This is a genomic window from Streptomyces sp. NPDC002643 (assembly GCF_053592555.1).
In genome coordinates this window covers 418,452-443,988 of record NZ_JBSFVY010000004.1, presented here as the reverse complement: position 1 = coordinate 443,988, position 25,537 = coordinate 418,452, and the positions used below count along the sequence as shown (strand labels likewise).

Annotated in this window: 16 protein-coding genes; 5 read left to right on the top strand and 11 right to left on the bottom strand. The window is 71.9% G+C overall.

Translation table 11 applies throughout. The features are described from left to right. Positions 1-33: 33 nt before the first annotated feature. From ACWD4G_RS08890 to ACWD4G_RS08880, 3 genes are all read right to left on the bottom strand, one after another. Positions 34-1,518, bottom strand: a complete 1,485-nt coding sequence (locus ACWD4G_RS08890; RefSeq protein ID WP_451291709.1) for a protein kinase domain-containing protein — start codon at positions 1,516-1,518, stop codon at positions 34-36. Positions 1,519-1,556: 38 nt separating this feature from the next. Continuing rightward, entirely contained in the window at positions 1,557-2,207 is a 651-nt protein-coding gene (locus ACWD4G_RS08885) for a hypothetical protein (RefSeq protein ID WP_451291625.1), read from the bottom strand. Positions 2,208-2,390: 183 nt separating this feature from the next. Beyond that, positions 2,391-4,418 carry an N-6 DNA methylase gene (locus ACWD4G_RS08880; RefSeq protein ID WP_451291623.1) on the bottom strand — a complete coding sequence of 676 codons (2,028 nt, stop codon included), beginning with the start codon at positions 4,416-4,418 and terminating at the stop codon, positions 2,391-2,393. A gap of 246 nt (positions 4,419-4,664) precedes the next feature. Between ACWD4G_RS08880 and ACWD4G_RS08875 the strand changes: the two genes are divergently transcribed. After that, positions 4,665-5,048, top strand: coding sequence for a hypothetical protein (locus ACWD4G_RS08875; protein WP_451291622.1), 384 nt, complete (start codon positions 4,665-4,667; stop codon positions 5,046-5,048). A 123-nt stretch (positions 5,049-5,171) separates the two neighbouring features. After that, entirely contained in the window at positions 5,172-5,912 is a 741-nt protein-coding gene (locus ACWD4G_RS08870) for a hypothetical protein (RefSeq protein ID WP_451291620.1), read from the top strand. A gap of 426 nt (positions 5,913-6,338) precedes the next feature. On the opposite strand, the gene ACWD4G_RS08865 is transcribed toward ACWD4G_RS08870, so the two are convergent. Both ACWD4G_RS08865 and ACWD4G_RS08860 read right to left on the bottom strand, forming a co-directional pair. Then, positions 6,339-7,058, bottom strand: coding sequence for an HNH endonuclease family protein (locus tag ACWD4G_RS08865; RefSeq protein ID WP_451291618.1), 720 nt, complete (start codon positions 7,056-7,058; stop codon positions 6,339-6,341). 248 nt (positions 7,059-7,306) lie between these two features. Further along, positions 7,307-8,203, bottom strand: coding sequence for an SCO6745 family protein (locus ACWD4G_RS08860; protein ID WP_451291616.1), 897 nt, complete (start codon positions 8,201-8,203; stop codon positions 7,307-7,309). A gap of 122 nt (positions 8,204-8,325) precedes the next feature. Between ACWD4G_RS08860 and ACWD4G_RS08855 the strand changes: the two genes are divergently transcribed. Further along, positions 8,326-8,934 (top strand): TetR/AcrR family transcriptional regulator, encoded by a 609-nt coding sequence (locus tag ACWD4G_RS08855; protein ID WP_451291615.1) that lies wholly within the window; start codon positions 8,326-8,328, stop codon positions 8,932-8,934. A gap of 215 nt (positions 8,935-9,149) precedes the next feature. Here the strand turns inward: ACWD4G_RS08855 and mfd are convergent, their stop codons facing one another. After that, positions 9,150-12,704, bottom strand: coding sequence for a transcription-repair coupling factor (gene mfd / locus ACWD4G_RS08850; RefSeq protein ID WP_451291613.1), 3,555 nt, complete (start codon positions 12,702-12,704; stop codon positions 9,150-9,152). 752 nt (positions 12,705-13,456) lie between these two features. On the opposite strand from mfd, the gene ACWD4G_RS08845 reads away from it, so the two are divergent. Beyond that, a complete protein-coding gene (locus tag ACWD4G_RS08845) occupies positions 13,457-14,725 on the top strand; it encodes a DUF2079 domain-containing protein (RefSeq protein WP_451291707.1) in 1,269 nt (422 codons plus the stop codon). A gap of 135 nt (positions 14,726-14,860) precedes the next feature. On the opposite strand, the gene ACWD4G_RS08840 is transcribed toward ACWD4G_RS08845, so the two are convergent. Continuing rightward, positions 14,861-17,440 (bottom strand): ABC transporter permease, encoded by a 2,580-nt coding sequence (locus ACWD4G_RS08840; RefSeq protein WP_451291611.1) that lies wholly within the window; start codon positions 17,438-17,440, stop codon positions 14,861-14,863. Next, the gene (locus ACWD4G_RS08835) at positions 17,437-18,225 is read right to left on the bottom strand and encodes an ABC transporter ATP-binding protein (RefSeq protein ID WP_451291609.1); all 789 of its coding nucleotides are present in this window, start codon (positions 18,223-18,225) and stop codon (positions 17,437-17,439) included. Before ACWD4G_RS08835 ends, ACWD4G_RS08840 begins: the two co-directional genes overlap by 4 nt. A gap of 493 nt (positions 18,226-18,718) precedes the next feature. On the opposite strand from ACWD4G_RS08835, the gene ACWD4G_RS08830 reads away from it, so the two are divergent. Next, positions 18,719-20,218, top strand: coding sequence for an MFS transporter (locus tag ACWD4G_RS08830; RefSeq protein WP_451291607.1), 1,500 nt, complete (start codon positions 18,719-18,721; stop codon positions 20,216-20,218). A gap of 215 nt (positions 20,219-20,433) precedes the next feature. Here ACWD4G_RS08830 and ACWD4G_RS08825 read toward each other — a convergent pair whose 3' ends face one another. The 3 genes from ACWD4G_RS08825 to ACWD4G_RS08815 all read right to left on the bottom strand — a co-directional run bounded on the left by ACWD4G_RS08825 (position 20,434) and on the right by ACWD4G_RS08815 (position 25,430). After that, on the bottom strand, positions 20,434-21,303 hold the full coding sequence (locus tag ACWD4G_RS08825; protein WP_451291605.1) for a cellulose-binding protein: 870 nt from the start codon (positions 21,301-21,303) through the stop codon (positions 20,434-20,436). A 256-nt stretch (positions 21,304-21,559) separates the two neighbouring features. Further along, the gene (locus ACWD4G_RS08820) at positions 21,560-24,394 is read right to left on the bottom strand and encodes an SUKH-4 family immunity protein (protein ID WP_451291603.1); all 2,835 of its coding nucleotides are present in this window, start codon (positions 24,392-24,394) and stop codon (positions 21,560-21,562) included. A 7-nt stretch (positions 24,395-24,401) separates the two neighbouring features. After that, a complete protein-coding gene (locus tag ACWD4G_RS08815; RefSeq protein WP_451291601.1) occupies positions 24,402-25,430 on the bottom strand; it encodes an SMI1/KNR4 family protein in 1,029 nt (342 codons plus the stop codon). Positions 25,431-25,537: the final 107 nt, after the last annotated feature.

Sequence of the window (25,537 nt, the reverse complement as noted above, 5' to 3'; positions counted from 1 at the left end):
GACACGCCACGCGCGCGCGATCCGGTTGACGGCTCAGCCGCGTACCTGGCCCAGCCACTGCAGTGTCCGCCGTACCTCGGTCGCCAGCGGATGGCCGGGGCCTCGCAGCCGTTCCACGTCGAGCAGGAGGCGGCCCAGGGTTTCGTGGGCGGCGCCCCGGTCGCCGAGGGCGAGGAGGAGGTGGCCTATGCGGCGGCGGATGTCGAGGGCGAGGTCGGGGTCGCCGCCCACGTACTGGTTCTCGTAGTACGGCAGTAGGGAGCGGTATTCGGCGAGGGCCGCCGCCGGTTCGCCGAGTTGTTCGAGGCACTGGGCGGACTCGTAGCGGAAGCGCAGGGACTGCGGGTCGGCCTGGCCGGCCTCGGCGGCCCGCTGGTCGGCGAGTCGGCGCAGCTCGGGCAGGGCGCGGCGGTACTGGCCGTCGTCCATGAGGGTGGCCGCGTACTGCTTGCGGAGGGTGCGGACGACGGGTGAGTGCTCGCCGTGCTGGGCGGCGGCGGCCGGGAGGATCGCGCCGAGGATGTCGACGGCCTGGGTGATCCGGCCCTCGCCGAGCAGCCTCTTGACCTCGTCGACGGCGCCCGCCACATCCGGTTTGTCCGCGACGGGTGCCGCCGCCTGGGGCTGCGGCGCGGGGATGCGGGCGCGATCCGGCCAGGGGGCGTGCGGGCGCAGGAAGGGGCGTGTGGGGTCGAGTGGGGAGCCGGTGGGCATTCCGCGCGGGGGGAGCAGCGGCAGGAGTTGTTCGTAGGTCTCCTGGGCGGAGGACGGCCGGTGCTGGGGGTCCTTGGACAGGAGGCGGAGGACCAGGGTCTCCAGGGCCTCGGGCACCTCTGGGCGCAGCCGGCGGACGGGGACCGGCGGCTCGTAGAGATGGCGGTGGAGGACGCCGAGGGCGGTCGAGCCGGTGAACGGAACGTTCCCGCTGAGCAGTTCGTGCATCAGCACACCGAGGGCGTACAGGTCGGTGTACGGGCCGACCGCGCCGCCCATGGCCTGCTCGGGGGCCATATAGGCGGGGCTGCCGATGGGTGAGCCGGTGTGGGTGAGGCGGGTGGTGTCGGTGTCCATCACGGAGGCGACGCCGAGATCGAGGACGGTGACCGTGCCGTCCTGCTTGACCATGACGTTCCTCGGCTTGAGGTCGCGGTGGATGATCGGCACCGCGTGCACGGCGGAGAGCACCGCGCACAGCTGGGCGGCGACCGCCACCGTCCACTGCCAGGGGTACGGGTCGTGCTCGGCGAGATGGTCGGAGAGGTCGGCGCCGTCGACGTACTGCATGACGAGGAAGAGTTCCTCGCCCTCGCTGCCCGCGTCATGGACCGTGACCAGGCCGGGGTGGTCGACCTGGGCGGTGACCCGGCACTCGCGCACGAAGCGGCGGCGCAGTTCGTCCGCCTCCTGCCCCGCGACCTTGTCCGGGCGCAGCAGCTTCACCGCGACCCGCCGGTCGAGACGCTGGTCGTACGCCGTCCACACCTGGCCCATGCCGCCCTGTCCGATGAGCGTGGACAGTTCGTAGCGGCCGGTGATCAGGCGTCCGGTGCCCTGGGTCACCTGTCTCCTTCGTGCTTGCGGAGATAGTCACTGAGTTCGTCGAGTTCGGCGCGCACCTGGTCTATTCGGTGGGGTGCGGGCCGCTGCGGCTCCGGCGCGGGCTGGGGCCGCGGGGGCGGCTGAGGGTGCATCGGCTGCGGCTGGACCGGGGGGCGCGGGATCGGGGTCTGCTGAACCGGGGTCTGCTGGACGGGCGGGCCGGGGGTGTAGGGCTGGGGGACCTGGACCGGCGGGAAGCCGTAACCGGTCTGCTGGGGCGAGTACACCGTGGTCTGGGCGTACGGTCCCCCAGGGACCATGCGGTTCCGGCTGAAGTGGCGGATGTCCGCGTAGAGGTAGTACGCGATGATCGCCGCCAGGCCCCCGAACAGCATCGACATGCCGACGTCGCCGCGCCAGGTGGTGAACTCGTCCTTGCCCGGGTCGGTGCCGATGATGTACAGCGTCGCGATGATGTGGACGATCCCCAGGGCGAACAGGCACCAGTCGAGCGGTTTGCGGGTCACCGAGGCGAGTCGCAGCAGACAGGCCCAGGCGAGGATGCCGCAGCTCATGACCGCGACCACCACGAAGATCACCCGCAGGGTGACCTGTCCGCCCTGATCGGGGCCCGGGGGCGGGGTCGGCGCGTAGCCGTGGCCTTGCATGGCTGCTCCTGATGGCCTGGTGAGAGTGGATGTGCGATGTCGTTCTGAGGGTATAGGTCGACCACGACATGCGGTCCAGGGTTGTGGACAACCGTTGCGGCTTTGGTGCTGGTCACGCCGTCCGAGGCGGAGCGGTTCCGTCCGGAAGCCGTGCGAGGGGCGCCTGTTCGGGGTCAGTCCGGTTCAGTCGGGGGCGACCGTGCCGTCCGTCAGACCGTCGTACATACCCCGTACCAGGTGTTCGCCGAGGCGGCCGGCCTGGCGGAGGGCGTCCTCGAAGGCGGCCAGGGCGCGGAACCGTTCGCCGTAGCGGCGCTGTTGGTCCAGGGGGAGCCGGGGCAGTTGGAGGCGGCGTACGTCGAGGCGGGTGGCGGTGGAGGCGTAGCTGCTGGCCTGGCGGTTGTTGGCGGTGCCGCGCAGGAACCCGGCGACGAACCACGCGTCCAGCGCGGCCGGATCGGGCCGCAGCAGCGTGAGGTTGCGGCCGAGGGCGGCGCCCGCGGTGGCCTCGTCGATCACGCGTGCGACGCCTCCGCCGCCGAGTACGGGAACGACGATGTCACCCGTCTCCACGAGGACGGGCTCCTCGCCGGTCGCCGTCAGGTTGCCGGAAGGCGCCGTACCGGCCAGGACGTCGTGGTCGGTGAGCACGCGCGCGTGGGGGCCGCTTCCGCCGGTGCGCAGCAACAGGGCCCCGCCGCGCGCGAGTTCGCCGACCGTGGTGAGCGGCCAGCGCGCGGGCCGCGCCTCCTCGGCGACCGGGGGCGCGAGGTCGGCGGTCAGCCGGAGGGTCTCGCCGAGGCGTTCGCGTACGGCGGTCAGCTCCTCGGCGCCGCCGCCCGCGGCCGGGGGCGGCAGATGGCGGGCGGGGGCCAGGTCCACGTCGTCGTCGAGCAGATCGATCACCGGCAGCGAACGGCTCAGCCCCGGCCGTTCCTCGGCCTCCCCCGCCTTGTCGAACGGCCGCCAGGCGTCCAGCACCGCGGCGCGCACCGCCGCCCAGTCGACCCCGCCCCGCCCCTCGGCCCCGAGCCGCCCGGTGTCGACCAACAGCAACTCGGGCCGCACCGGCACCTTGCCGGGTCGGCGCAGCACCCACAGATGGAGCGGGATGTTGTACGGGGGTGCCGCGCCGACCGGTAGTGCGATCACGGCGCGCAGGGCGCCGCGGCGCAGCAGATCGGCGCGGATACGGCGGCCCGAGCGGCGGCTCGCGGCGGCCGGCGGCATCAGCAGCACGGCGGTGCCGCCGTCCGTCAGGCGGGCCAGCGTGTGCTGCACCCAGGCGAGTTCGGACTCCGTGCGGGCCGGGAAGCCGTACTCCCAGCGTGGGTCGTAGGCGAGTTCGTCATGGCCCCAGTTGCGCTCGTTGAACGGCGGATGGCACAGCACGGCCTCGGCCCTGAGCTGTTGGAACGCGTCCGCGCGGAGGCTGTCGCCGGGGGCGGTCAGGACGGTGGCCTTGGTGCGCAGGGCGAGACGGAGGGCGGTGAGGGCGGCCAGTTCGGGGGCGCTGTCCTGGCCGTACAGCTCCTGGTCGGGGCGGGTGGCGGCGGCGCGCAGGAGGGCGCCGGTGCCGCAGGCCGGGTCGAACACCGTGCGCGCGGGGCCGGCGAGTTCGGCCATGAGTTCGGCGAGTTCGGCCGGGGTGAGCGTGTACTGGCGCGGGTTGGCGTCGAGATGCCGGGCGAGCAGGAACTCGAAGGTCTGCCGGGCGCCCAGTTCGGCCGCGAGTTCGGTGGCGCCGCGCAACAGCGGGACGGAGGGGAGGAGTTCGGCGGGTGTCGGGGGCGCCACGGCGGGTGCGGGGGCCGTGCCGAGGCGGGGGGTGAGGACCTGGCGGAGCGGGTCGGGCAGGAGGTCGGCCAGTTGTCGGTCGTCCGTGTGGGCGCTCAACTCCAGCCAGCCCAGGGGGCGGTCGTGCAGGAGGAGCAGGGCCGAGCCGGCGTGGACCAGGGCGGTGACGGGGCCGTCGGGGTGGTTGGTGACCTGCTGCCAGACCCGCTCCTTGAGGGGTACCTCGGCGAGCTTGCCCTGTTCGCGCAGCCACTTCTCGACCTCGGTGAGCGCGAAGGACGGGCTGGTCTCGGTGCCGCCGACCGGCTTGGGGAAGTCCGCGTGCCGACGGCGCCAGTTGCTGACCGCCGCGCGGCCGACTCCCGCGAGCCGCGCGATCTCCGCGGCGGTGACCTCTGTCCCGTTGCCCTGCACGCACCCGCTCCCCTCATATCCACTGTGTGACGCCGAGCATACCGACGCACGCGAGATCTACCCATACACATCGTGTACACACTCGATTCCGTGAACACGGTTGACTCGGTTCACACGCTCTGCTGTGATTGACCCATCGAACGGCGGGCCGCCCGAACGCGGGCGGTCACCTATCGACATGCGGTCGCACACCGTGAACGACGTGCGCTCGCACACCAGGTCACCGATGAAGGGGGGAGCACGACCATGGGGCTGAAAGCCCAGCTCGCGGCGAACGCGGCGATCGGTCTCCTCGTCCTCGGCGTGGTCTCGGCGAACGCCGTCGGCGGTGACACCGCCGAATACGGCACCGGCGCGGCCGACCGTTTCAAAGCCTTTGTGAACAGTCACGGCAGCGTCGCCGAGCGAGCCGCCGTCGTCCATGTCACCGAGGTTCACAGGCTCGCCCCACCGGTGGGCGACACCGATTCCACCGAGGTTCACACCGATCTCACCGGTGGCCCGCCCGACGGCGACACGGGCTCCGCCCGGCTGATCGCCGCCGCCTTCGTCGACTGGAAGCACGACGAGCGGGGCCGCGTCACGGTCTACGCCGCGACGGGCGAACCACTCGACACCCGCATCTACTGACACCGCGCGTCCGCACACCCACGCGCCGTACGTCCACACCAGCCCATCCATCTCCGCTCACTCATCTCGACTCATTCATCTCCGCTCATCTCGCGTAGTCCCGTAGTCCCAGGGGGGATTCCCATGCGTCGCACCGCACTCGCCGCTCTCTGCATCGCCGCCGCGGCCACCGTCTCGCTCACCGGCTGCCTTCCGGGCAGCGAGCCCAAGGAGGAGGGTCCGTTCGCCGGAATGACCGGCGGCGAGATCGCCGACAAGTCCGTGAAGGCCACCTCCGGCGCGGAATCGCTCCGCATGAAGGGCGAGATCCAGGACGACTCCGCCGGCGGCGCCGTCCAGCTCGACATGGCCCTCAACAAGAAGGGTGACTGCGCCGGCACCATGAGCATGGGCGGCGAAGGCAAGGCCGAACTGGTCAAGGTCGGCGACACGCTCTACATGAAGTACGACGAGGCGTTTCTGCGCGCCCAGTCGAAGGGCTCCTCCGAGGAGGAGACCGACATGGTCGTGGAGATGCTGGCCGGCAAGTGGACCAAGACCTCCGCGACCGCCGAGGACTCCGAGGACATCGCCGGGTTCTGCGACCTCGACACCGTGCTCGCCGACTTCGACGACGTCAACTCCGATGCCACGCGCGGCAAGACGACCACGGTCGACGGCACCCCCGCGATCGTTCTCGACGAGCGTGACGGCAAGGACCGCTACACCCTGTACGTGGCCACCGAGGGTGAGCCCTATCTGCTGCGGGTCGTCAGCAAGACCGCCAAGGAGCCGGGGGACATCACGTTCACCGACTACAACAAGCCGGTCCCGGCCGAGGCCCCCAAGGGCAAGGTGATCGACCTGGACGAGGAGTGGAGCTGATCGACCCGGACGCCGGGTGCGCCCCGGGCGCCGGAGGGGGGCGCCTGGGGGTGACCGGGCATCGGGGGGCGGCAGCGGGGCGGGAGGCGCCCGCCGCGGGGCTGCAGCGAGGGCGATGGCGCCCTGGGCTGGAGGGGGTCACCGGACGCCGGAGGGGGGCGCCCGGTGACCGCCGACTTCTCAGGCGCACCCGCCCCTCAGGCGGAGAAGCACACCCGGGGAGCCATCACTTCTCCGGCCCACCCACGCCTCCGGGCCGCCCTCAGCCGGAGGGGACGCCCGGTGGCCGGAGGCGGCGGCCGGAAGCGAGAGGGCCGCCGGAAGTGAAAAGGGCCTCCGGAAGCAAGGGGGCCGCCGGATGCGGAGTGGTGTGCCCGACGGCCGGCAATGCCTGCGGCCCGCCCGCGCCCCGCCGCCCTCGGCAGGTCAGTCCGCGTGGAAGCGTGCCGGTGCCTTCGTCGGGTTCCCCCCTGTGGGGAGGTTCTGGTCGGGGCAGGTGGAGAGAACCTGCTTCATGGCGGACTGTTCGGCCGAGGTGACCCAGAGGCCGTACTTCTTCTTCACGGCGACCTGGGCGGCCACATAGGTGCAGCGGTAGTCCTTGTTCGGCGGGAGCCAGGTGGCCGTGTCGCCGTCGCCCTTGCCGCGGTTGGTGCTCGCGTCGACCGCGAGGAGGTTCAGCGGGTCATTGGCCAGAGCTATGCGCTTGCTGGCGTCCCACTGCTGGGCGCCCTTCTGCCAGGCGTCGGAGAGCGCCACGATGTGGTCTATGTCGACCTGACTGCGCCCCCGCGCGAACTCCACCTCCCCACCGGTGTACGGGTCCGGGTCGAGTACACCCGAGGCCACCTTGCAGTCGCCGTCCTTGAACTTCACGTCCTCCAGGTCGCGTTGGAGTATGTCGTCGCGGGTGTCGCAGCTGTTGGAGTCGGTGTCGGCCCAGGGGCTGCCGAACTTGTCGCGGTCGTAACCGGTCTTGGGTGCCCTCCCCTTGACCGGCAGCGCCTCTGCGGCCGCCAGGGCGGCGCCTCCCCCGCCCGTGTTCTCCGGACCCGCCGACCCCTCCGTGTCCAGATCGCAGCCGCCGACCGCGACCAGGATCAGAGCGGTGGCGGCAGCGCCGACCACACCCCTCAGACGCCTCACACGACTCCCCTCCCTGCCGGCCGTCTTCTCACCCGGCTTCCTACCCGGCCTCGGCCGAGTCGTCCGCCCTGCTCAACACCGTAGCGGTCCGGGGCGGGAGCGCTGCGAGCACCTCTGTCGAGAGTGGGTGCACGCCCGGCGCGTACCGTCGTCGCTCTCGCCCCGTCCACCGGGGCCCATGGTGCCGAGGGCACGAGTGCGAGCGGCTACCGGGGCTCGCACCCCGTCTGTCTCACACCCTGCCTGTCTCACACCTTGCCTATGCCCAGCGTCGTCTCCGACGGCAGCAGGCCCGAGCCGATGACGGTGACCCAGAACTCGCCCAGCAGGTCGGCGAGTCGGGCGGCGTCGTCCGGGCCGAGGAACTGCCAGGGGGCGGCGGCCAGTTGGTCGGTGTGCCGCTCGACCTGGTGGCGCAGGTTTCGGCCCGCCTCCGTCGCCGTACCGTCCTCGTCGATCAGACCGCGTGCCGTGAGGCGGTCGTGGGCGGCCCTCCATTCCCGCTGGGTCCAGCCCCGGCTCTCGAAGCGCTCCACCGAGGCCGCGCCTATCGCCGCGAAGGAGACCAGGGACTCGGCGGGGTCGAGCCCGGCGATCATCAGGGCGGCGAGATGGCCGTCGCCCCGGTGCTCGCGGAGGATCGTCGCCGCGTGCCAGAGCTGGAGATGGGGCGCGTCCGGCCAGGGCAGCTCGGCGTTGGCGGCGGCCAGCGGGCGGCCGGCCGTGTTCGCGGACTCCGCCGCGCGGCGGGCGAGGGTCGCGGCCTCGGTGAGCTCCGGGCTGTGCACGAGGTCGGCGAACAGCGCTCTGTACGCCCGGTCGATCGCCCGGTGTCTGGCCGCCAGCACGGCTTCCGGGCTCGCCGTCTTCCAGGCGGGGTCGATGTGTTCGGCGACCATCCGTGGGCTGAAGCTGTAGAAGGCGGAGGCGATCCGCTCACCCCCGGCCGGGCCCAGTGGTGCCGCCCGGTAGGGGAAGTAGCTGGGCCAGCGCTCCTCCACCTCGTATCCGAGCGCCGCCGCCTCCTCGAATGCCTCCGGCGCGTAATAGAGGACGGCATGCAACGGCTCCAGCAGGTGCCACATGCGGCGCACCTCGCCCAGATCCATGGCCGCCATGCGCTCCGCGCGCTCAGTCTCGGACATGACGCATCCCCCTTGCTCCTTGCCGCTTCCGGCCTTCTCGACCGAGCCATAACTTGCCACCGACAAGATTGCCCGACCAAGTCCAACTTGTCAATGGCAAGATTCGGCGTACGCTGTCGACCATGCCCCGCAGCACCAAGGCCGAGAGCGCCGGCCAGCCGTCCCAGCAGCCCGACCGCCCGTACCACCACGGTGATCTCCGCCGCGCGATCCTCTCCGCCGCGCTGGAGGTCATCGCGGCCGACGGGCCGTCCGCGCTGAGCCTGCGGGATCTCGCCCGCCGTGCGGGGGTCTCGCACGCGGCGCCGGCCCACCACTTCAAGGACCGCACGGGTCTGCTCACCGCGATCGCGGCGGAGGGGCACGGGCTGTTGGCGGCGGCGCTCGCGGAGGCCGGCGATCTACGGGACGCCGGCGTGCGCTACGTACGTTTCGCGCGGGAGCACCCGGCGCATTTCCAGGTGATGTTCCGGCCGGAGCTGCTGCGTGAGGGCGATCTCGAACTGACCACCGCGCGGGCGCTGTCGGGCGAGCGGTTGCGTGCCGCCGTCGCCGCCGCGCGCCCGGAGAGCGCCGTCGCCGACCCCCGGCTCGCCGGAATCGCCGCCTGGTCCTTCTCCCACGGCTTCGCCACACTGCTGCTCAGCCACAACCTGGACGAGGTCGTGGCCGACCAGGACCCCGAGGAGGTTTTCCGCAGGGCCACGGAGTTGCTGTTCCCGGGGGCATGACCGGACGGGTGGGAGCGGCCGATGGCCGGTGCCGGCAGGCAGGCGGACAGAGGGGGAGGGGGGTTTGGTGGGTGCGGGTCGTTTGTGGCTGGTCGCGCAGTTCCCCGCGCCCCTGAAAAGCATGGGGCTACGCCCCGCTTTTCACCGGGCCCCTGCCCCCTCCCGCCGGGCCTCGACTCCTCCGGCCCCTTCGACCCCTACGACCCCTACGACCCCTACGACCCCAGAATCGTCGCCAGGAACTCCCCCGTCCAGCCCAGCAGATCCCGCCCGACCAGCGGCTTTCCGCCCACCTTCGCCGTCTTCGGCCTCGGTACCAGCACCTGGTGGACCGCCGGCTTGATGACCGATCCGGGATAGAGGCGCTTGAGGCGCAGCTCCTGCGACTCCCTCAGCTCCACCGGCGCGAAGCGGATGTTGTTGCCCTGCAACACGATCTCGCCGACTCCGCACGCCCGCGCGAGCATCCGGAGCCCGGCCACCAGCAGCAGGTTCTCCACCGGCTCGGGCAACTTGCCATAGCGGTCGACGAGTTCCTCGCGTACGGCGGTGATGTCCTCCTCGGTGTTGACGGAGGCGATGGCGCGGTAGGCCTGGAGACGGAGGCGCTCGCCGGGCGCGTAGTCGTGGGGGACATGCGCGTCCACCGGAAGTTCGATCTTCACCTCCAGCGGCGGCTCCTCCTGGATCTCCCCCGTCTCCAGCTGGCGGCGGTAGTCCGCGACCGCCTCGCCGACCATCCGTACGTACAGGTCGAAGCCGACGCCCGCGATATGGCCGGACTGTTCGCCGCCGAGCAGATTGCCGGCGCCGCGGATCTCCAGGTCCTTCATCGCCACGTACATGCCCGCGCCCATCTCGGTGTGCTGGGCGATGGTGGCGAGGCGTTCGTGGGCGGTCTCCGTCAGCGGCTTCTCGGGCGGGTAGAGGAAGTACGCGTAGCCGCGCTCCCGGCCACGGCCGACCCGGCCGCGCAGCTGGTGCAGCTGCGAGAGGCCGAAGTTGTCGCCCCGCTCCACGATCAGTGTGTTCGCGTTCGAGATGTCGATTCCGGACTCGACGATCGTCGTCGAGACGAGGACGTCGAACTTCTTCTCCCAGAAGTCGACGACCACCTGTTCGAGGACCTGTTCGGACATCTGGCCGTGGGCCGTCGCGATCCGCGCCTCGGGGACGATCTCACGCAGTCGGGCCGCCGCCCGGTCGATCGACTCCACCCGGTTGTGGATGTAGAAGACCTGGCCCTCGCGCAGCAGTTCGCGGCGGATGGCGGCGCCGATCTGCTTCTCCTCGTACGGGCCGACGAAGGTCAGGACCGGGTGGCGTTCCTCGGGGGGTGTCGTGATCGTCGACATCTCCCTGATGCCCGTGACCGCCATCTCCAGCGTTCTCGGGATCGGTGTCGCGGACATCGTCAGGACGTCGACGTTGGCCCGTAGCTTCTTCAGTTGCTCCTTGTGTTCGACACCGAAGCGCTGTTCCTCGTCGACGATGACCAGGCCCAGGTCCTTGAACTTGGTCTCGGAGGAGAACAGGCGGTGTGTGCCGATGACGATGTCGACCGCGCCGTCGCGCAGGCCCTCCAGGGTGTTCTTCGCCTCGGTGTCCGTCTGGAAGCGGGACAGCGCCTTCACGCTCACCGGGAACTGCGAGTACCGCTCGCTGAACGTGCCGAAGTGCTGCTGCACCAGCAGTGTCGTGGGGACGAGGACGGCGACCTGCTTGCCGTCCTGGACGGCCTTGAACGCCGCCCGGACCGCGATCTCCGTCTTGCCGTAGCCGACGTCGCCGCAGATCAGACGGTCCATCGGGACCGTCTTCTCCATGTCCTCCTTGACCTCGGCGATCGTGGTCAGCTGGTCGGGCGTCTCCGCGTACGGGAAGGCGTCCTCCAGCTCGCGCTGCCAGGGGGTGTCCGACCCGAACGCGTGACCGGGCGCCGCCATCCGCGCGCTGTACAGCTTGATCAGATCGGCGGCGATCTCCTTGACCGCCTTCTTCGCCCGCGCCTTCGTCTTCGTCCAGTCCGCGCCGCCCAGACGGTGCAGGGTCGGGGCCTCGCCGCCGACGTACTTGGTGATCTGTTCGAGCTGGTCGGTCGGGATGTAGAGGCGGTCGCCGGGCTGGCCGCGCTTGGCGGGCGCGTACTCCACGACCAGGTACTCGCGGGTCGCGCCCTGTACGGTCCGCTGGACCATCTCGATGTAGCGGCCGACGCCGTGCTGCTCATGGACGATGTAGTCGCCCGCTTCGAGGGTGAGCGGGTCGATGGTCTTGCGGCGGCGGGCCGGCATCCGGGCGCCGTCCTTGCCCGCCGCCTTCTGGCCGGAGAGATCGGTCTCCGTCAGCACCGCCAGCCTCAGGGCCGGGTCGACGAAGCCGTAGTCGATCGAACCGCAGGCCACATGCACGACCGACGGGGCGATCTCGCCCAGGTCGGCCACCAGACGGGCCGCGACGCCCTCGCCGCCCAGCACCTCGACCGTGCGGGCGGCCGGGCCGTGGCCCTCGGTCACGAACACCGTGCGCCAGCCGTCCGCCAGCCAGCCCTTGGTGTCGGCGAGCGCCTTCGCGGTGTCGCCCCGGTACGACTCGGGGGCGTGCATGCCCAGCTTGAGGGTGTCGGTGCCCGTCACGTCGGAGGCATGGGTGAAGGTCTCGTCCGCCGCGAACGGGGACACCGACCACCACATCATGTCCAGCTCGCGCGCGCGGCTGCGGACGTCCGCGATCGACCACAGCGAGGCCGCGCCGACGTCGATGGGCGCCTCGCCACCGCCCGCCGTCGCCGCCCAGGACGCCTGCAGGAACTCCTGCGAGGTGGCCACCAGGTCCGCCGCGCGCGTGCGCACCCGCTCCGGGTCGCACACCACCGCCATCGCGCCCTTCGGCAGGACGTCGATCAGCAGCTCCATGTCGTCGACGAGGACCGGAGCGAGGGATTCCATGCCCTCCACGGCGATGCCCTCGGCGATCTTGCCGAGGAGTTCGCCCAGTTCGGGGTGGCGCTCGGCAAGCGCACGCGCGCGTGAGCGCACGTCGTCCGTCAGCAGCAGTTCACGGCAGGGCGGGGCCCACAGACCATGCTCGGCGACCTCCAGCGAACGCTGGTCGGCGACCTTGAAGTAGCGGATCTCCTCCACGTCGTCGCCCCAGAACTCCACCCGTAGGGGGTGCTCCTCGGTCGGCGGGAAGACGTCCAGGATGCCGCCGCGTACGGCGAACTCGCCGCGCTTCTCGACGAGCTCCACGCGCGCGTAGGCGGCTGCCGCGAGTGCTTCGACCGTGCGGTTCAGGTCGGCGGTGTCGCCCGTGCGCAGGGCCACCGGCTCCAGGTCGCCCAGGCCCTTGACCTGGGGTTGGAGGACCGAGCGGATGGGTGCGACGACCACCTGGACCGGGCCCGTCTCCGGGTCGTCGGGGCTCGGGTGGGTCAGGCGGCGCAGTACGGCGAGACGGCGGCCGACGGTGTCGCTGCGCGGGCTCAGCCGCTCGTGCGGGAGCGTCTCCCAGGCCGGGTACTCCGCGACGCCCTCCGGGGGGAGCAGGCTGCGCAGGGCCGCCGCCAGGTCCTCGGCCTCGCGGCCCGTCGCCGTCACGGCCAGTACGGGGCGGGCGGCGTCCCTCGCCAGCGCGGCCACCGCGAACGGGCGGGCCGCCGGGGGGCCGACCAGGTCGACGTGGGTGCGATGGCCGTCGGCCGCCGCCCTGATCGCTTCCGCGAGGGGGGCGTCCTTGACTACGGCGTCTAGCAGACCGTGCAGGCTCATGAGGGGCGGTTCCCGTCCGGGCAAAGGGGTGGCAAGGAGGGTGGTCGAGGGCGAGGCAGGGGTGGCTGAGCAGGGGGTGGGGCGGGGCAACACGAATGCCCGACCTCGTGGAACGGGCCGGGGGTGTCCAGGGTACGACGACGACTGGGGTGGTGCGGGGGGGCTGTGGATAACGCTGGGCCACCCCCCTCCTACCCGGGACGCACAACGCCGGTGTGCGCGGTGGTCGCGGTAGTGTCGGCGGTCAGGTCATCTCTGGCCTCAACCTTGCAGACCGTGACCCGAGACCTTCGAGACATTCGAGACCGCCAAGACGCCCGAGTGGACCGAGACGCCCGAACGCGAGCCCGCCCTTGACACCCCCGAGCGCAGCCTCCGGCACACCCCCGGAATCACCGACCGCCGCGATACCCGAGCAGGCCACGGCACCCCGCACGCCGCCAGCCGCGCCCCTGCCCCCCTCCCGAACCACGCCAGCCCCAGCCCCGAAGGCCCTCCCACCAGCCAAGCCCCTCCCCCCACCTACGGCCACGCCCGCACCCGCACAGCCCTCCCCACCCGCAGCCCCGCCAACCCCGACGGCCGCCCCCTCCCCCACCACACCCCAGGCACCCCGCCTCACCCCCCATCTCCCCCATCTCCGCCACGTCCGCCGCATCCCCCATCTCCTCACCCCCCACCACACCCCCCACCTCCTCGCCCTCGCCCTCTTCCTCGTCTACGCGGCGGACTCGGTCGGGCGGTTCCGGCACATGGGCACCCGCTCCTGGGACCTCGGGATCTTCGAGCAGGCCGTTCGGGCCTACGCGCATCTGCAGGCGCCGATCGTCGATCTCAAGGGGCCCGGATTCAACGTCCTCGGTGATCACTTCAGCCCGGTCACGGCCCTGCTCGCGCCCTTCTACCGGCTCTTCCCCTCCCCCGTCACCCTGCTCGTCGCGCAGGCCGCGCTGTTCGCGCTGTCCGCCGTGCCCGTGACCCGGGCCGCCACCAGGGCGCTGGGGCGGGCCCGGGGGCTGGCGATCGGTATCGCGTACGGGTTGTCCTGGGGGCTGCAGCAGGCCGTGGACTTCGACTTCCACGAGATCTGTTTCGCCGTCCCCCTCATCGCGTTCTCCCTGGAGGCGCTGCTCGCCCAGCGCTGGCGGGCGGCGCTGCTGTGGGCCCTGCCGCTGATCCTCGTCAAGGAGGACCAAGGGGCCACGATCGCCGCCATCGCCGTCGTCGTCGCGCTGCGCGCCCGGCGGCGCGGTGCGACCCGCGTCGTGCCGTACGCCCTCGGCGTCGCCTCCTTCGGCGCGGTCGCCGCACTGATGATCTTCACGATGATCATCCCGGCGTTCAACACCGCCGGCGGCTACGACTACTGGTCCAAGGTCGGCGAGACCGGCCCGTTCACCAGCGCGGACGTCAAGATCCGGACCCTGCTGTGGCTGCTCGTGCCGACCACCGGGCTCCTCGCCCTGCGCTCGCCGCTCCTCCTCGTCGCCCTCCCGACGATCGGCTGGCGGTTCCTCTCCTCCGACCCGCACTTCTGGGGCACGGACTGGCACTACAGCGCCGTACTGATGCCGATCGTGTTCCTCGCGCTCGTGGACGCGCTCCCGGCGGCGCGGTCCAGCCCCCGGCCCTGGCTGCGGTCGTACGCCTTCCATCTGCCCGGCGCCGCGCTCGCGGCCTCGCTGGCGCTGACCACCTCGCTGCCGCTCTCCGCCCTCACCGAGGCCGACGCCTTTTCCGTACCGGACCGGGTCGTCGCCGTCGAGAAGCTGCTCGACACCATCCCGGACGGTGCCACCGTCGAGTCGAACGTGGGCCCGATCAGTCGGCTCACCTCCCGCTGCCGGGTCTTCTGGATCGGCCGCGCCAAACCCCTCGAACCCGACTACATCGTCTTCAACAACAACTCGAAGTGGGTGAGGGACGTCCCGCTGTACGCCCGTCAACTGCACCCCGACGCCCGGTACCAACTCGCCGGCGTCATCCAGGGGTACGTCCTGCTGAAACGTACCTCCAGCTGACCCAAGGACATGGGCACGGGCGGAGCCGGCACCGGAAGGCGGACGCCTCCCGATGCCGGGCTCTCCCCTGGTACCCCCGGCACCCCCGTCGCCGGGCTCCCCCGATCCCCCGTCGGCCCATGGCCATTCCGTTGGCTATTCGGTGGCGATCGCGTTCAGCACATTCATCCGGCCCGCCCGGAACGCCGGGACCAGCGCGGCGAACAGGCCCACGAAGGCCGAGCCGAGGAACACCCCGGTGATCGTCGGCCAGGGGATGTCGAGGACGTTCAGGCCCTCCAGGGCGAGGAGTTGCTGGGCGGTGGCGCCCCAGCCCATCCCGAGGCCCAGGCCGAGGAGCGCGCCGAAGAGGGCGATGACGACCGACTCCAGGCGGATCATGCGGCGCAGTTGGCGGCGGGAGAGGCCGATCGCCCGCATCAGGCCTATCTCACGGGTCCGTTCGACCACCGAGAGGGCGAGTGTGTTCACGACACCCAGGACCGCGACGATGATCGCGAGGGCCAGCAGGCCGTAGATCATGTTGAGGAGCTGGTCGATCTGGCCCTTCAGCGCCTCCTTGTAGTCGGTCTGGTCGCGGACCTTGTACTGCGGATAGTCGTGCAGCGCGTCCTTGAGGGACGTGTACGCCGCCGCCTCCTGACCATCCTTCGCCGAGGCGAAGACGATCTGGTCGAGGGGCATCTTGTCGGCCGGGACGTACGTGGCCATCGTGTCGATGGACGTGCACATGGCCCCGGCGTCGATGACGACGTCGCTGCTGGTGATGGCGCGGACGGTCAGGTCGGCCGTCCGGCCGTCCGGGAAGGCGACCGCGACCTTGGAACCGAGCCGGATGTCGTGGTCCTCGGCGAACTTCTCGTGGACGGACATCGAGTCGGGCTTGTAGGCGTCGGCGAGCTTGCCCTGAACGGTCTCGGTGGCGAGGTCGGTGGCGTAGCTCGGGTCGGCGGCGGTGATGGCCGTGTCCTTGGAGGTCTTGCCGTCGGGGGTGGTGAAGTCGGCCCGGGTCCACTTGTACTCGGTGATGTTCTTGACGCCCGGGGCGGACCGCGCGGCCTCGACGGCCTGCGGGGTGATCAGCTCGCCCTTGTCGGACTGGATGATGAAGTCCGTGCCAACGGTCTTGTCGAGCTGCTGGGTGGCCGAGGCGACCATGGAGGAGCCGACGACGGACAGGCAGGCGACCAGGGCGAGGCCGATCATCAGGGCGGCGCCCGTGGCACCCGTACGGCGCGGGTTGCGCAGCGCGTTGCGCTCCGCCATCCGTCCGACCGGGCCGAAGATCCGCAGAACCAGCGCGCCGAGGACCCGGACCACACCGCCGGCGAGCAGCGGGCCGATGACGACGAAGCCGATGAGGGACAGGACGACCCCGCCGCCCAGCCACATCGAGCCCTCGCTCGCCTTGTCGGCGGCGGAGGCGAGGTAGAGGCAGTAACCGCCGCCGCCGGTCAGGAGGAGACCGATCGCGGCGCGTACGACACCGGCCTTGACGTCCAGCGGGGCGCCGGCGTCGCGCAGGGCGGCCATCGGGGAGACCTTGCCGGCGCGGCGGGCCGGGACGTACGCGGCGAGGACGGTGACGACGATGCCGAGGAACAGGCCGATCGCCGGGGTGGTCCAGGCGATGGTCAGATCATCGGTGGACAGGTTCATGCCGGTGGCGCCCATCAGCTTCATCAGGCCGATGGCGAGGCCGACGCCCGCGCCGACGCCGAGGATCGAGCCGAAGACGCCGAGGAGCAGCGCCTCGACCAGCACCGACCGGTTGATCTGGCCCCGGCTGGAGCCGATCGCCCGCATCAGACCGATCTCACGGGTCCGCTGGGCGACCAGCATGGAGAAGGTGTTGATGATCAGGAAGATGCCGACGAGGAAGGCGATCCCGGCGAAGCCGAGCATGGCGTACTTCATCACGCTCATGAACTCGCCGACGTCCTTGGCGCCCGCGTCCGCGACCTCCTTGGCGGTCTGCACCTTGTAGGCACCGCCCAGTTCGGCGGCGACGTTCTTCTTCACCTGCGCGTCCGTGAAGCCGGGCTCGGCGGTGATGTTGACGTTGGTGTAGACGCCGGTCTCGCCGACGAGGGTCTTCTGGGCGGTGGCGGTGTCGAGGTAGAAGATCGCGGCGCCCGGGTTGGTGACCTGGAACTCGGTGATGCCCGAGATCGTCGCCTCGTGCGTGCCGACCGCGCTGATCACGCCCAGCTCGTCGCCGACCTTCAGATCGTGTTTGTCGGCGGTGTCCGCGTCGACCATGATCTGGTCCGGTCCGCGCGGGGCGGCGCCGGAGGTGATCTTCATCGTGCGGGCGTCATTGGCGTTCCAGTTGCCGACGATGGTCGGGCCGCCGCTGGTGGGCCCGAGGTCGTCCTTGTCGGCGTCGACGACCGTCACCGAGGTGGAGAACACGGTCCCCTCGGCGGACCTCACACCGTCCGCGCTCCCCGCCTCGTCCACGACCGAGGCGGGCAGGACCGGCGGCTTGCCGTTGTCGGACTGGGTCTCACCGGTGTCCGAGGCACCCTTGGCGCTGACCGTGACATCGGAGGCCGTGGCGGCGAACAACTTGTCGAACGTCGTGCCCATCGTGTCGGTGAACACGAGCGTGCCGCACACGAACGCCACCGACAGCATCACGGCGACGGCCGAGAGGGCCATCCGCCCCTTGTGCGCGAAGAAGTTGCGCATGGAGGTCTTCATGACGGTCATGACGTACGCCCCCGGGCGTCGAAGTCCTTCATCCGGTCCAGGACGGTGTCGGCGGTCGGCTTGTACATCTCGTCGACGATCCGCCCGTCCGCCAGATACAGCACCCGGTCCGCGTAGGAGGCGGCCACCGGGTCGTGGGTGACCATCACGATGGTCTGGCCCAGCTCGTCGACCGACCTGCGCAGGAAGCCCAGCACCTCGGCGCCGGCACGCGAGTCGAGGTTTCCGGTGGGCTCGTCGCCGAAGATGATCTCGGGGCGTGCGGCGAGGGCGCGCGCCACGGCCACGCGCTGCTGCTGACCGCCCGAGAGCTGGGTGGGCCGGTGCCTGAGCCGGTCCGAGAGCCCCACGGTGTCCACCACGCGCCCCAGCCACTCCTTGTCCGGCTTCCGCCCGGCGATGTCCATGGGCAGCGTGATGTTCTCGATCGCGTTCAGCGTGGGCAGCAGATTGAACGCCTGGAAGATGAACCCGATCCGGTCCCGGCGCAGTCGGGTGAGCTTCTTGTCCTTCAGCCCGGTGATCTCGGTGTCGTCGAGGAAGATCTGACCGCTCGTCACGGTGTCGAGTCCGGCGAGGCAGTGCATGAGGGTGGACTTGCCCGACCCCGAGGGGCCCATGATCGCGGTGAACTGTCCCCGCGCTATGTCCACGTCCACATGGTCGAGGGCGACGACACGGGTCTCCCCGGACCCGTACGCCTTCACGACCTGCCGCGCCCGCGCGGCAACGGCCGTAGTCCCTCCAGTACCCCCGTGCCTGGTGATGGTCACAGCCGATGTCACGGTATGTCTCCTAAGTCGGTCAACAGATGGGTCTGTTGTTCGCTGGTTCCGAGGAAAGTGGTTGGTACGTCGATGTCGTGCGGTGGCAACGTCGTGCGGTGGCTACGTCGATGAGTCTGGTCCGCGGAGGGGGTCCACCGCGCTGGTGCGCGACCCCGTCTTCCGCTGGGGAAAACCCCACCCCCACCGCTCCGGTGCACCGCCCCCCAGCGGCGTAAAGCCAGGTTAAGGAGCGGGCCGGTCCCGTCTCGTCCTCCGCCGGTACGACCCCTCCCCGAGCCGTACGGCGGAGGTACCCCTAGGGGATCTCGCCCGCAGGGCGGAGCTGGTCTCAGGGTCGGGGTCCGCCCTTCGACGCACTGAGCCTGCACTCTGCCGTTGCGATTCAGCAGGGGCCGCGCGAAAGCGCGTCGTTGAGGGGTGGTGGCCGGTCGACGGGAGGGCCAAGTGGGAAGCTGTAGTTCCGTGGATAGATGCAGGGGGAAGGAATCCGGTGGGCGACGCACGACCCGCGATACGTGACACGACAGCACAGCGCACCGGAACCGGCAACAGACGCACCGCCGTCACCGCCGCCCTGATGCTGGCCATGGGCCTGGCCGCGCTGGACTCCACGATCGTCTCGACCGCGGTTCCGCAGATCGTCGCCGACCTCGGCGGCTTCTCCGTCTTCTCCTGGCTGTTCTCGGGCTATCTGCTGGCCGTGACGGTCACCCTGCCCGTCTACGGCAAGCTCTCCGACACCTACGGCCGCAAACCGGTGCTGATCGCGGGCACGGCGGTGTTCCTGCTGGGCTCGCTGCTGTGCGCGCTGGCCTGGAACATGGCCTCGCTGATCGCGTTCCGGATCGTGCAGGGGCTGGGCGGCGGGGCGCTCCAGGGCACGGTCCAGACCCTGGCGGCCGATCTGTACCCCTTAGAGGAGCGCCCCAAGATCCAGTCGAAGCTGTCCACGGTGTGGGCGGTGTCGGCGGTGGCGGGCCCCGGGGTGGGCGGGGTGCTGGCCGCCTACGCGGACTGGCGCTGGATCTTCCTGATCAACCTTCCGCTCGGCGCGGTGGCCCTCTGGCTGCTGGTCCGCCATCTGCACGAACCACGCCGGGAGTCGACGGGCCGACCGCGCACCGACTGGGCCGGCGCCCTGACGATCTTCGCCTGCGGCGGTGCGCTGCTCACCGCTCTGGTGCAGGGCGGGGTGGCCTGGGCCTGGCTCTCCTGGCCCTCGCTGACCCTGCTGGGCATGGGCCTCGCCCTGATCGTGGTCCTGGTGCTGATCGAGCGCCGGGCCGCCGAGCCGATCATCCCCGGCTGGGTGTGGCGCCGCCGCACCATCGCCGCCGTGAACCTGGCGCTGGGCGCGCTGGGCCTGTTGATGGTGGCCCCGACGGTCTTCCTGGCGACGTACGCCCAGTCGGTGCTGGGCCTGGCGCCCGTGGCCGCCGGTTTCGTGGTGTCGATCTGGACGTTGAGCTGGCCGGTGTCGGCGGCGTTCAGCCAGCACGTCTACCGCAGGATCGGCTTCCGGGACACGGCGATCCTGGGCATGGGGGCGGCGGCGGCCCTTCTCTTCGCCTTCCCGTTCCTCCCGTACCCGGGCGAGGCGTGGCAGCCGACCCTGCTCATGCTGCTGCTGGGCGCCGCCCTGGGCCTCTTCCAGCTGCCCCTGATCATCGGGGTCCAGTCGACGGTGGAGTGGGAGGAGCGCGGCACCGCCACCGCCTCCATCCTCTTCTGCCGCCAGACCGGGCAGACCCTGGGCGCGGCGGTCTTCGGCGCGGTCGCGAACGGGGTGCTCGCGTCCCGGCTGGGCGGCGCCGGCGACCTGGACGCGGTGACCCACTCCCTGGACGCGGGCCAGGCCCCGGACCACCTGAAACGCGCGGTCGCGGACGCGGTGCACGCGGTGTACCTGGGGGCGGCGGCCGCGGCGGTGGTGGCGTTCCTGGTACTGCTGCTGGTGGCACCGCGCACCTTCCCGGTGCTCAAGGACTGAGCGGTACCGGGGAAATGACCGTGGCCCCACCGGTCACCCGGTGGGGCCACGGCCCGGCGGACGTCATCGCCGCCGTCGAGGAGACGTCAGCGCTGCCGTGAACCGGCCTCGTCCTGTGTGGGGGCGGGACCAGCCCCCGCTCACCCGCGCCCGAAGAACTGCGGACTCGCGCCGCACCTCTGAACCCCCGAGAACGGGTGGGCGGGCGGGTGAACTCAATCGGTCAGCGCCGACAAGCTGTCCCGGACGTAGTCCATCTGCGCACGCACCTCCGCCCACCTCTCCTCATGCCCCCGCACCACCCTCTCGGTCTCCCGCAGCACCCTCTCCTCCCGAAGCCGCCCCTCGGCCAACACCTCCGCGGCCCGGGCCTCCGCCTCCCCCCGCAGCTCGGCCGCGGCCCGCTCCGCCTCGGCAACCCCCCGCTCCGCCTCGACGAGCGCGGCCTCGGCGGCAGCCACCCGCACCGCGTACCCCTCGTCGAACACCGCCTCCCGCTCGGCGACCTCCCGCTCGATGTCCGCGACCCGCTCGGCGAACTCCTTGTCCAGCTCGGTGAGCATCCCCTCGGCCCGCGCCCGCACCTCCCGCAGCGCCGCCACCGCCTCCCCGTGCCCCTCCTGCACGGCCCGCCGCGCACTCGCCCGCAGATCGTCGGCCCGCGCCCGCGCCGCCAGCGACCGCTGCCGCGCCCGCTCCTCGGCCTCCCCGCGCACTTCACCGGCGTACGCCTGCGCGGCCCCGAGCGTGCGCCGCCCGAACTCCTCCGCCTCGTCGATGACCCGCCGGGCCTCCCGACGCCCGTCCTCGACCACCGCCAGGGCCTCCTCGACACCCAGCTCGAACAACTGCTGGGCCCGCCCGCCGAGCGCCTCGTACGTCTGGGGGGCCAGCGCGTCGACGGCCTCCCGCAGCCGCGCCAGTTCCTCGCCCATGTCCCGGGCCAGCACGGTCAGCCGGGCGGCCCGCTCCCACGCCGCGTCACGCTCCCGCGAGAGGGCCGCCGCACAGGACTCGACCTGGTCGGGTCGGTAGCCACGCCGTACGACCTCGAAGTCGTGGGACGCCACCGGTGCGCCGCTCATCCTGACCCCTCTCCGCCGAACGCACACGAAATGATGATTTCGCGCACATCTTGATGTATCGGACTGAATTGCTCATAACCCGACACTCCGCGCAGAGGTCACGGACCTGCCCCCGAGAAACACGAAGGGGTCCGGCTCGGTCGTACGACCGAGCCGGACCCCTCAGCGATCGGGTCTACGGCACCGCGGCGGCGGGCAAGCCGCTGTCGAGGGCGGCGACCGCCGGACGATCAGCGGCCCCGCACCACCCCGACGATCACAGCAGCCCGTCCCACATCTCCTCCAGCAGCACCGACCACCAGCTCTCCGGCGAGGCGAGCGCCGCCGGGTCGAGGGCGGCGAGCTGCGCCTGGAAGTCGACGGTCCAGCGGCCCGCCTGCTCCTGGTTCAGACCGAAGCGAAGCCGCCACATCCGCCCGAGCAGAGCGAGACAGCGCGCGAACTCCGGCAGCCCGGTGTTCACGAACTGCGGCGGTACGGGCGCCCCGCCCGGCCCCGCCTCCACGGGCACGGCGACGATGTTCGCCGTGCCGTACTGCACACACAGCGCCTTGCCGAAGTCGCTGCCCATGACGAGGTACGAGCCCGCGTCCGCCGCCGGCTGCACCCCGCGCTCGGCCGCCAGCTCCGCCAGCGTCGGCACCGGACGGCCCGGCTGGGCCTGCGCCCAGAAGAACGGGCCCAGGTCCACCGGCAGCCCCGCCACCACCAGGGTGTGCGCCACAATCGGGGGCACACCCTGCCGTGACACCGCCTGCTGGTCGAACCGGAACACCCCCGGCCCGAACACCCCGGCCAGCTCCTGCCCGATCGCCTCCGGCGGGATCGGCTGCGCCGGCGGCACCGGCGCCAACGGCGCCCGCACCGGCCCCGGCCGCGCCGGACCGTCCGCCACCTGGTGCAACTCGCCCTGGTGCGCGAGCAGTTGGGCCATGCCCTGCTGCCGGCTGGCGTGGTCCTTGCCGTACGGGGCGATCGAGGTGATGCGCGCGTTCGGCCACTGCTCGCGGATCATCCGCGCGCAGTACGCACCCGGCAGCTCGCACGACTCAAGCTCCGTGTGCAGTTCGAGCACCGCCTCGGGGGGGATGTTCATCCCGCGCAGCTCATGGAAGATCTGCCACTCCGGGTGCGGGGTGCCCGGCGCGGACCGCCGGATCACCTGCTGCTCGGAGCCGTCGGGCGCGCGGTAGCGCAGTACGGCCTGGTAGCCGGGGCCCACGGTCGGCTGACCGGCGGGCGGCTGCGGATACCCGTACGCCGGCGGAGCCCCCATCGGCGCCCCCGGCCCACCGGGCATCCCCGGCCCACCAGGCATACCGGGCTGACCCGGCATCCCCTGCGGAGCCCCCGGCGGCATCCCGGGCGGCCCGGGCGGCTGCGGAGCACCGGGCCCACCGACAGCGGGCCCGGCCAGCATCGTCTCGGCGTGGTTCACGGACCCGGGGGCACCGGGCGGCTGTCCCGGCGCTCCGGGCATCCCAGGCGGCTGCGGCGCACCCGGACCGCCCACCGCGGGCCCGGCCAGCATCGTCGCCGCATGATGCACACCACCCGCGGGCGTACCCCCCGGCGGATTCGGCGCCCCGGGAGGCCCCGGAGGCGTCCCCGGAGCACCGGGCTGACCCGGCTGGCCTGGCTGACCCGGCTGTCCGGGAGCCCCGGGAGGCCCCGGCGGCTGCGGGGTGCCCGGACCGCCAATCGCGGGCCCGGCCAGCATCGTCGCCGCATGATGCACACCACCGGCAGGCGTTCCCCCCGGCGGAGGCGGCTGCGGCCCGCCCTCGGGCCCGTCCGGGCCGAGGGCCGAGACCAGTTGCGTCGGCACATAGGCGCCCGCCGAAGCACCCGGAGTCCCGGGCGCCGACGGCGGCGGAGGCGTACTCCCCGGACGCGCACCCGGTGTCCCGGGCGTGCCCGGCGGAGCCGGAGGAGGCGGCGTACCCGGCCCCGCGCCCCTGCCGCCCCGACGCGGAGGCGGCGCCGCCTTGCTGGTCGCGGCGTCCGCGATGTCACCGGCGTGCGGCGGCAACGGACGCCCGGGCGGCGGCGTACCGGCCCCCTGCCCGGCCCCGGCCTGCGGATACCCGTACGACGAGGGCACACCCGGCGGCGGAGTCCCCGGGCCCTGCGGCCCGCCCGGACCCTGCGGAAAGCCGTACGAGGACGCACCCGGCAAAGGCGTGCCCGGACCGGCCTGCGGAGGCGCCGGAGGCTGTTGCGTCTGCGAAGGCTCGCCCGGCAGCGATGTGTCGGGGCCGCCGATCGCCGGGGCCACCGTCGTACGCGGGAGCTGGCTGCCCCCGGAGATCAGTGCGGTCTTGGCCTCCGGCGGCGCGGACGGCGGCGGGGTGTCGCCGCCGCCGCTCAGATCGGGCAGTTGAGGCGCGAACACGGTCTCCGGCAGCGGTACCGAACGGTCGTCCTCGACATCGGCGTTGGTGTCCGTCCCGGCCCACGGAGTCGCCCCGTCCGGCACCGCGTCCCGGGGCTCGGCGTCCCTCGGCGGCACCGCGTCCCGCACCTCGTCCTCCACCGACGCGGCCGCCGGCCACGGCGTGGCGTCGGCGGGCCCCGGCAGCGTCGCCGGCGAGCCACCGCCGCCCGGCGGCCCGACGCCCCCCGAAGAGCCCGGGCCGGCCGCCGCCGGACGCGACCCGGCACCGTCCGACGCACCGGAACCCGCACCCGTGCCCGTGCCCGAGCGCCGGTCCGGAATCCCCATCCGGTCCGCCGCGTCCTGCAGCCACTCCGGCGGAGTCAGCAGGAACGACGTCTGGTTCAGATCCACCCGGGCCGGAGCGGCGGGCGCGGGCGCCGCCGCCGCTTCCGTACGGCCGTACTCCTCCTCGTAACGGCGGATCACCTCGCCCACCGGCAGCGACGGCCACAGCGTGGCCTCCCCGCTGTCGCGGGCGATCACCAGCCGCTGGGCGCCACCGTCGGAGCGCGGACCGTCCGCCCGGTCCTCCGCCCACACCACGAACCCGAGGTCGAACTCCCGCACCCGCACCTCACGGTGCTGATAGCCGGGAACGTCGCCGTTGATCCACTCCTCGGCGCGCTCCTGCGCCTGAGCGAACGTCACCATCGAAAACTCACTCCCCCGCCGCGAACACCGAAGCCGACCCTGCGGCCCCCGCGCCCCCGGCGACCGGTACGGCGCGTGCGAAGCCACCGTCCACCATCAGGTTGGCCACCGTCTCCAACTCCGGCGGATTGCCCGCCAGCCGGGACAGAAACGCGTCGAAGTCCTCACCGGCGGGGACCAACAACCGCTCCACCCGCTCGGCCGGCGGCCACGACGGATCGACATCACGGGCGTCGTCGTACGCGCAGAACCAGACCGACCCGATCCGGTCCCCCTTCACCTTCACCGCGAGCAGCCCGCCCTGCGCGAACGCCACCCCCAGGTAGTCCTTGGTGAGATGGTCCCGCAGACACTTGTTGACATACACCAGGTCATTGACGGCGGCCTCGTCGCGGACCGTGAAGAACGGCTGGTCCACCAGCAGCCCCAACTCCGCGTCCAGCGCCGCCCCCACCGGAGCGCACCCACCGGCCGCCTTCAGGAACGACCGGTACGCACCGGGCAGCCGGTACCCGAGTTCCTCCTCGACCCCGAGCACCTGCGACTCCGTCACCGCCACCGCCGACGACTTCGGCAACCCGAAATGCGCCGGCCGCGTCTCCTGCAACGGCCGCGTACCCCGCTTGTGCTGATCCACGTGCGCCGTCGCCACACCACCGTGATGCCGCAGCAACGCCTTCACCTCGACCGGCACCAACTCCAGCCGCCGACTGCCCACCACGTGATGCCACGTCCACCCGTGCGGCGTCGCCACCGGCGGAATCGTGCCCCACAGCTCATGACCGGAAGCCGCCAGGGCCGCGTTCGCCGACACGTAGTCCGTCAACCGCAGCTCATCCACGCCGAACCCCTCCGGAGGATCGGCGATCTCGGCGGCCGCGCGCGCGTAGGCCGAGAAGTCCGGATAGCCGTGCGCGTCCACACGGACACCCCCCGGATGACGCGCGGCCCGGACCGGGTCCGGAAACTGCACGACCTGCCCGGCGTAGGCCGCGTTCGGCGGCACGGCTCGCTGCCCGAGCCGACCTGTCGTCATGGCGGTAGCCCCCTGCGGCGTTCTGTCTGTTCCCTGCTCTGGTGTCGACAGCCTATGCGGTACGCCGACAGCGGTCACCGGGCCTCCGGTTCCGTGACCAGCCGTCA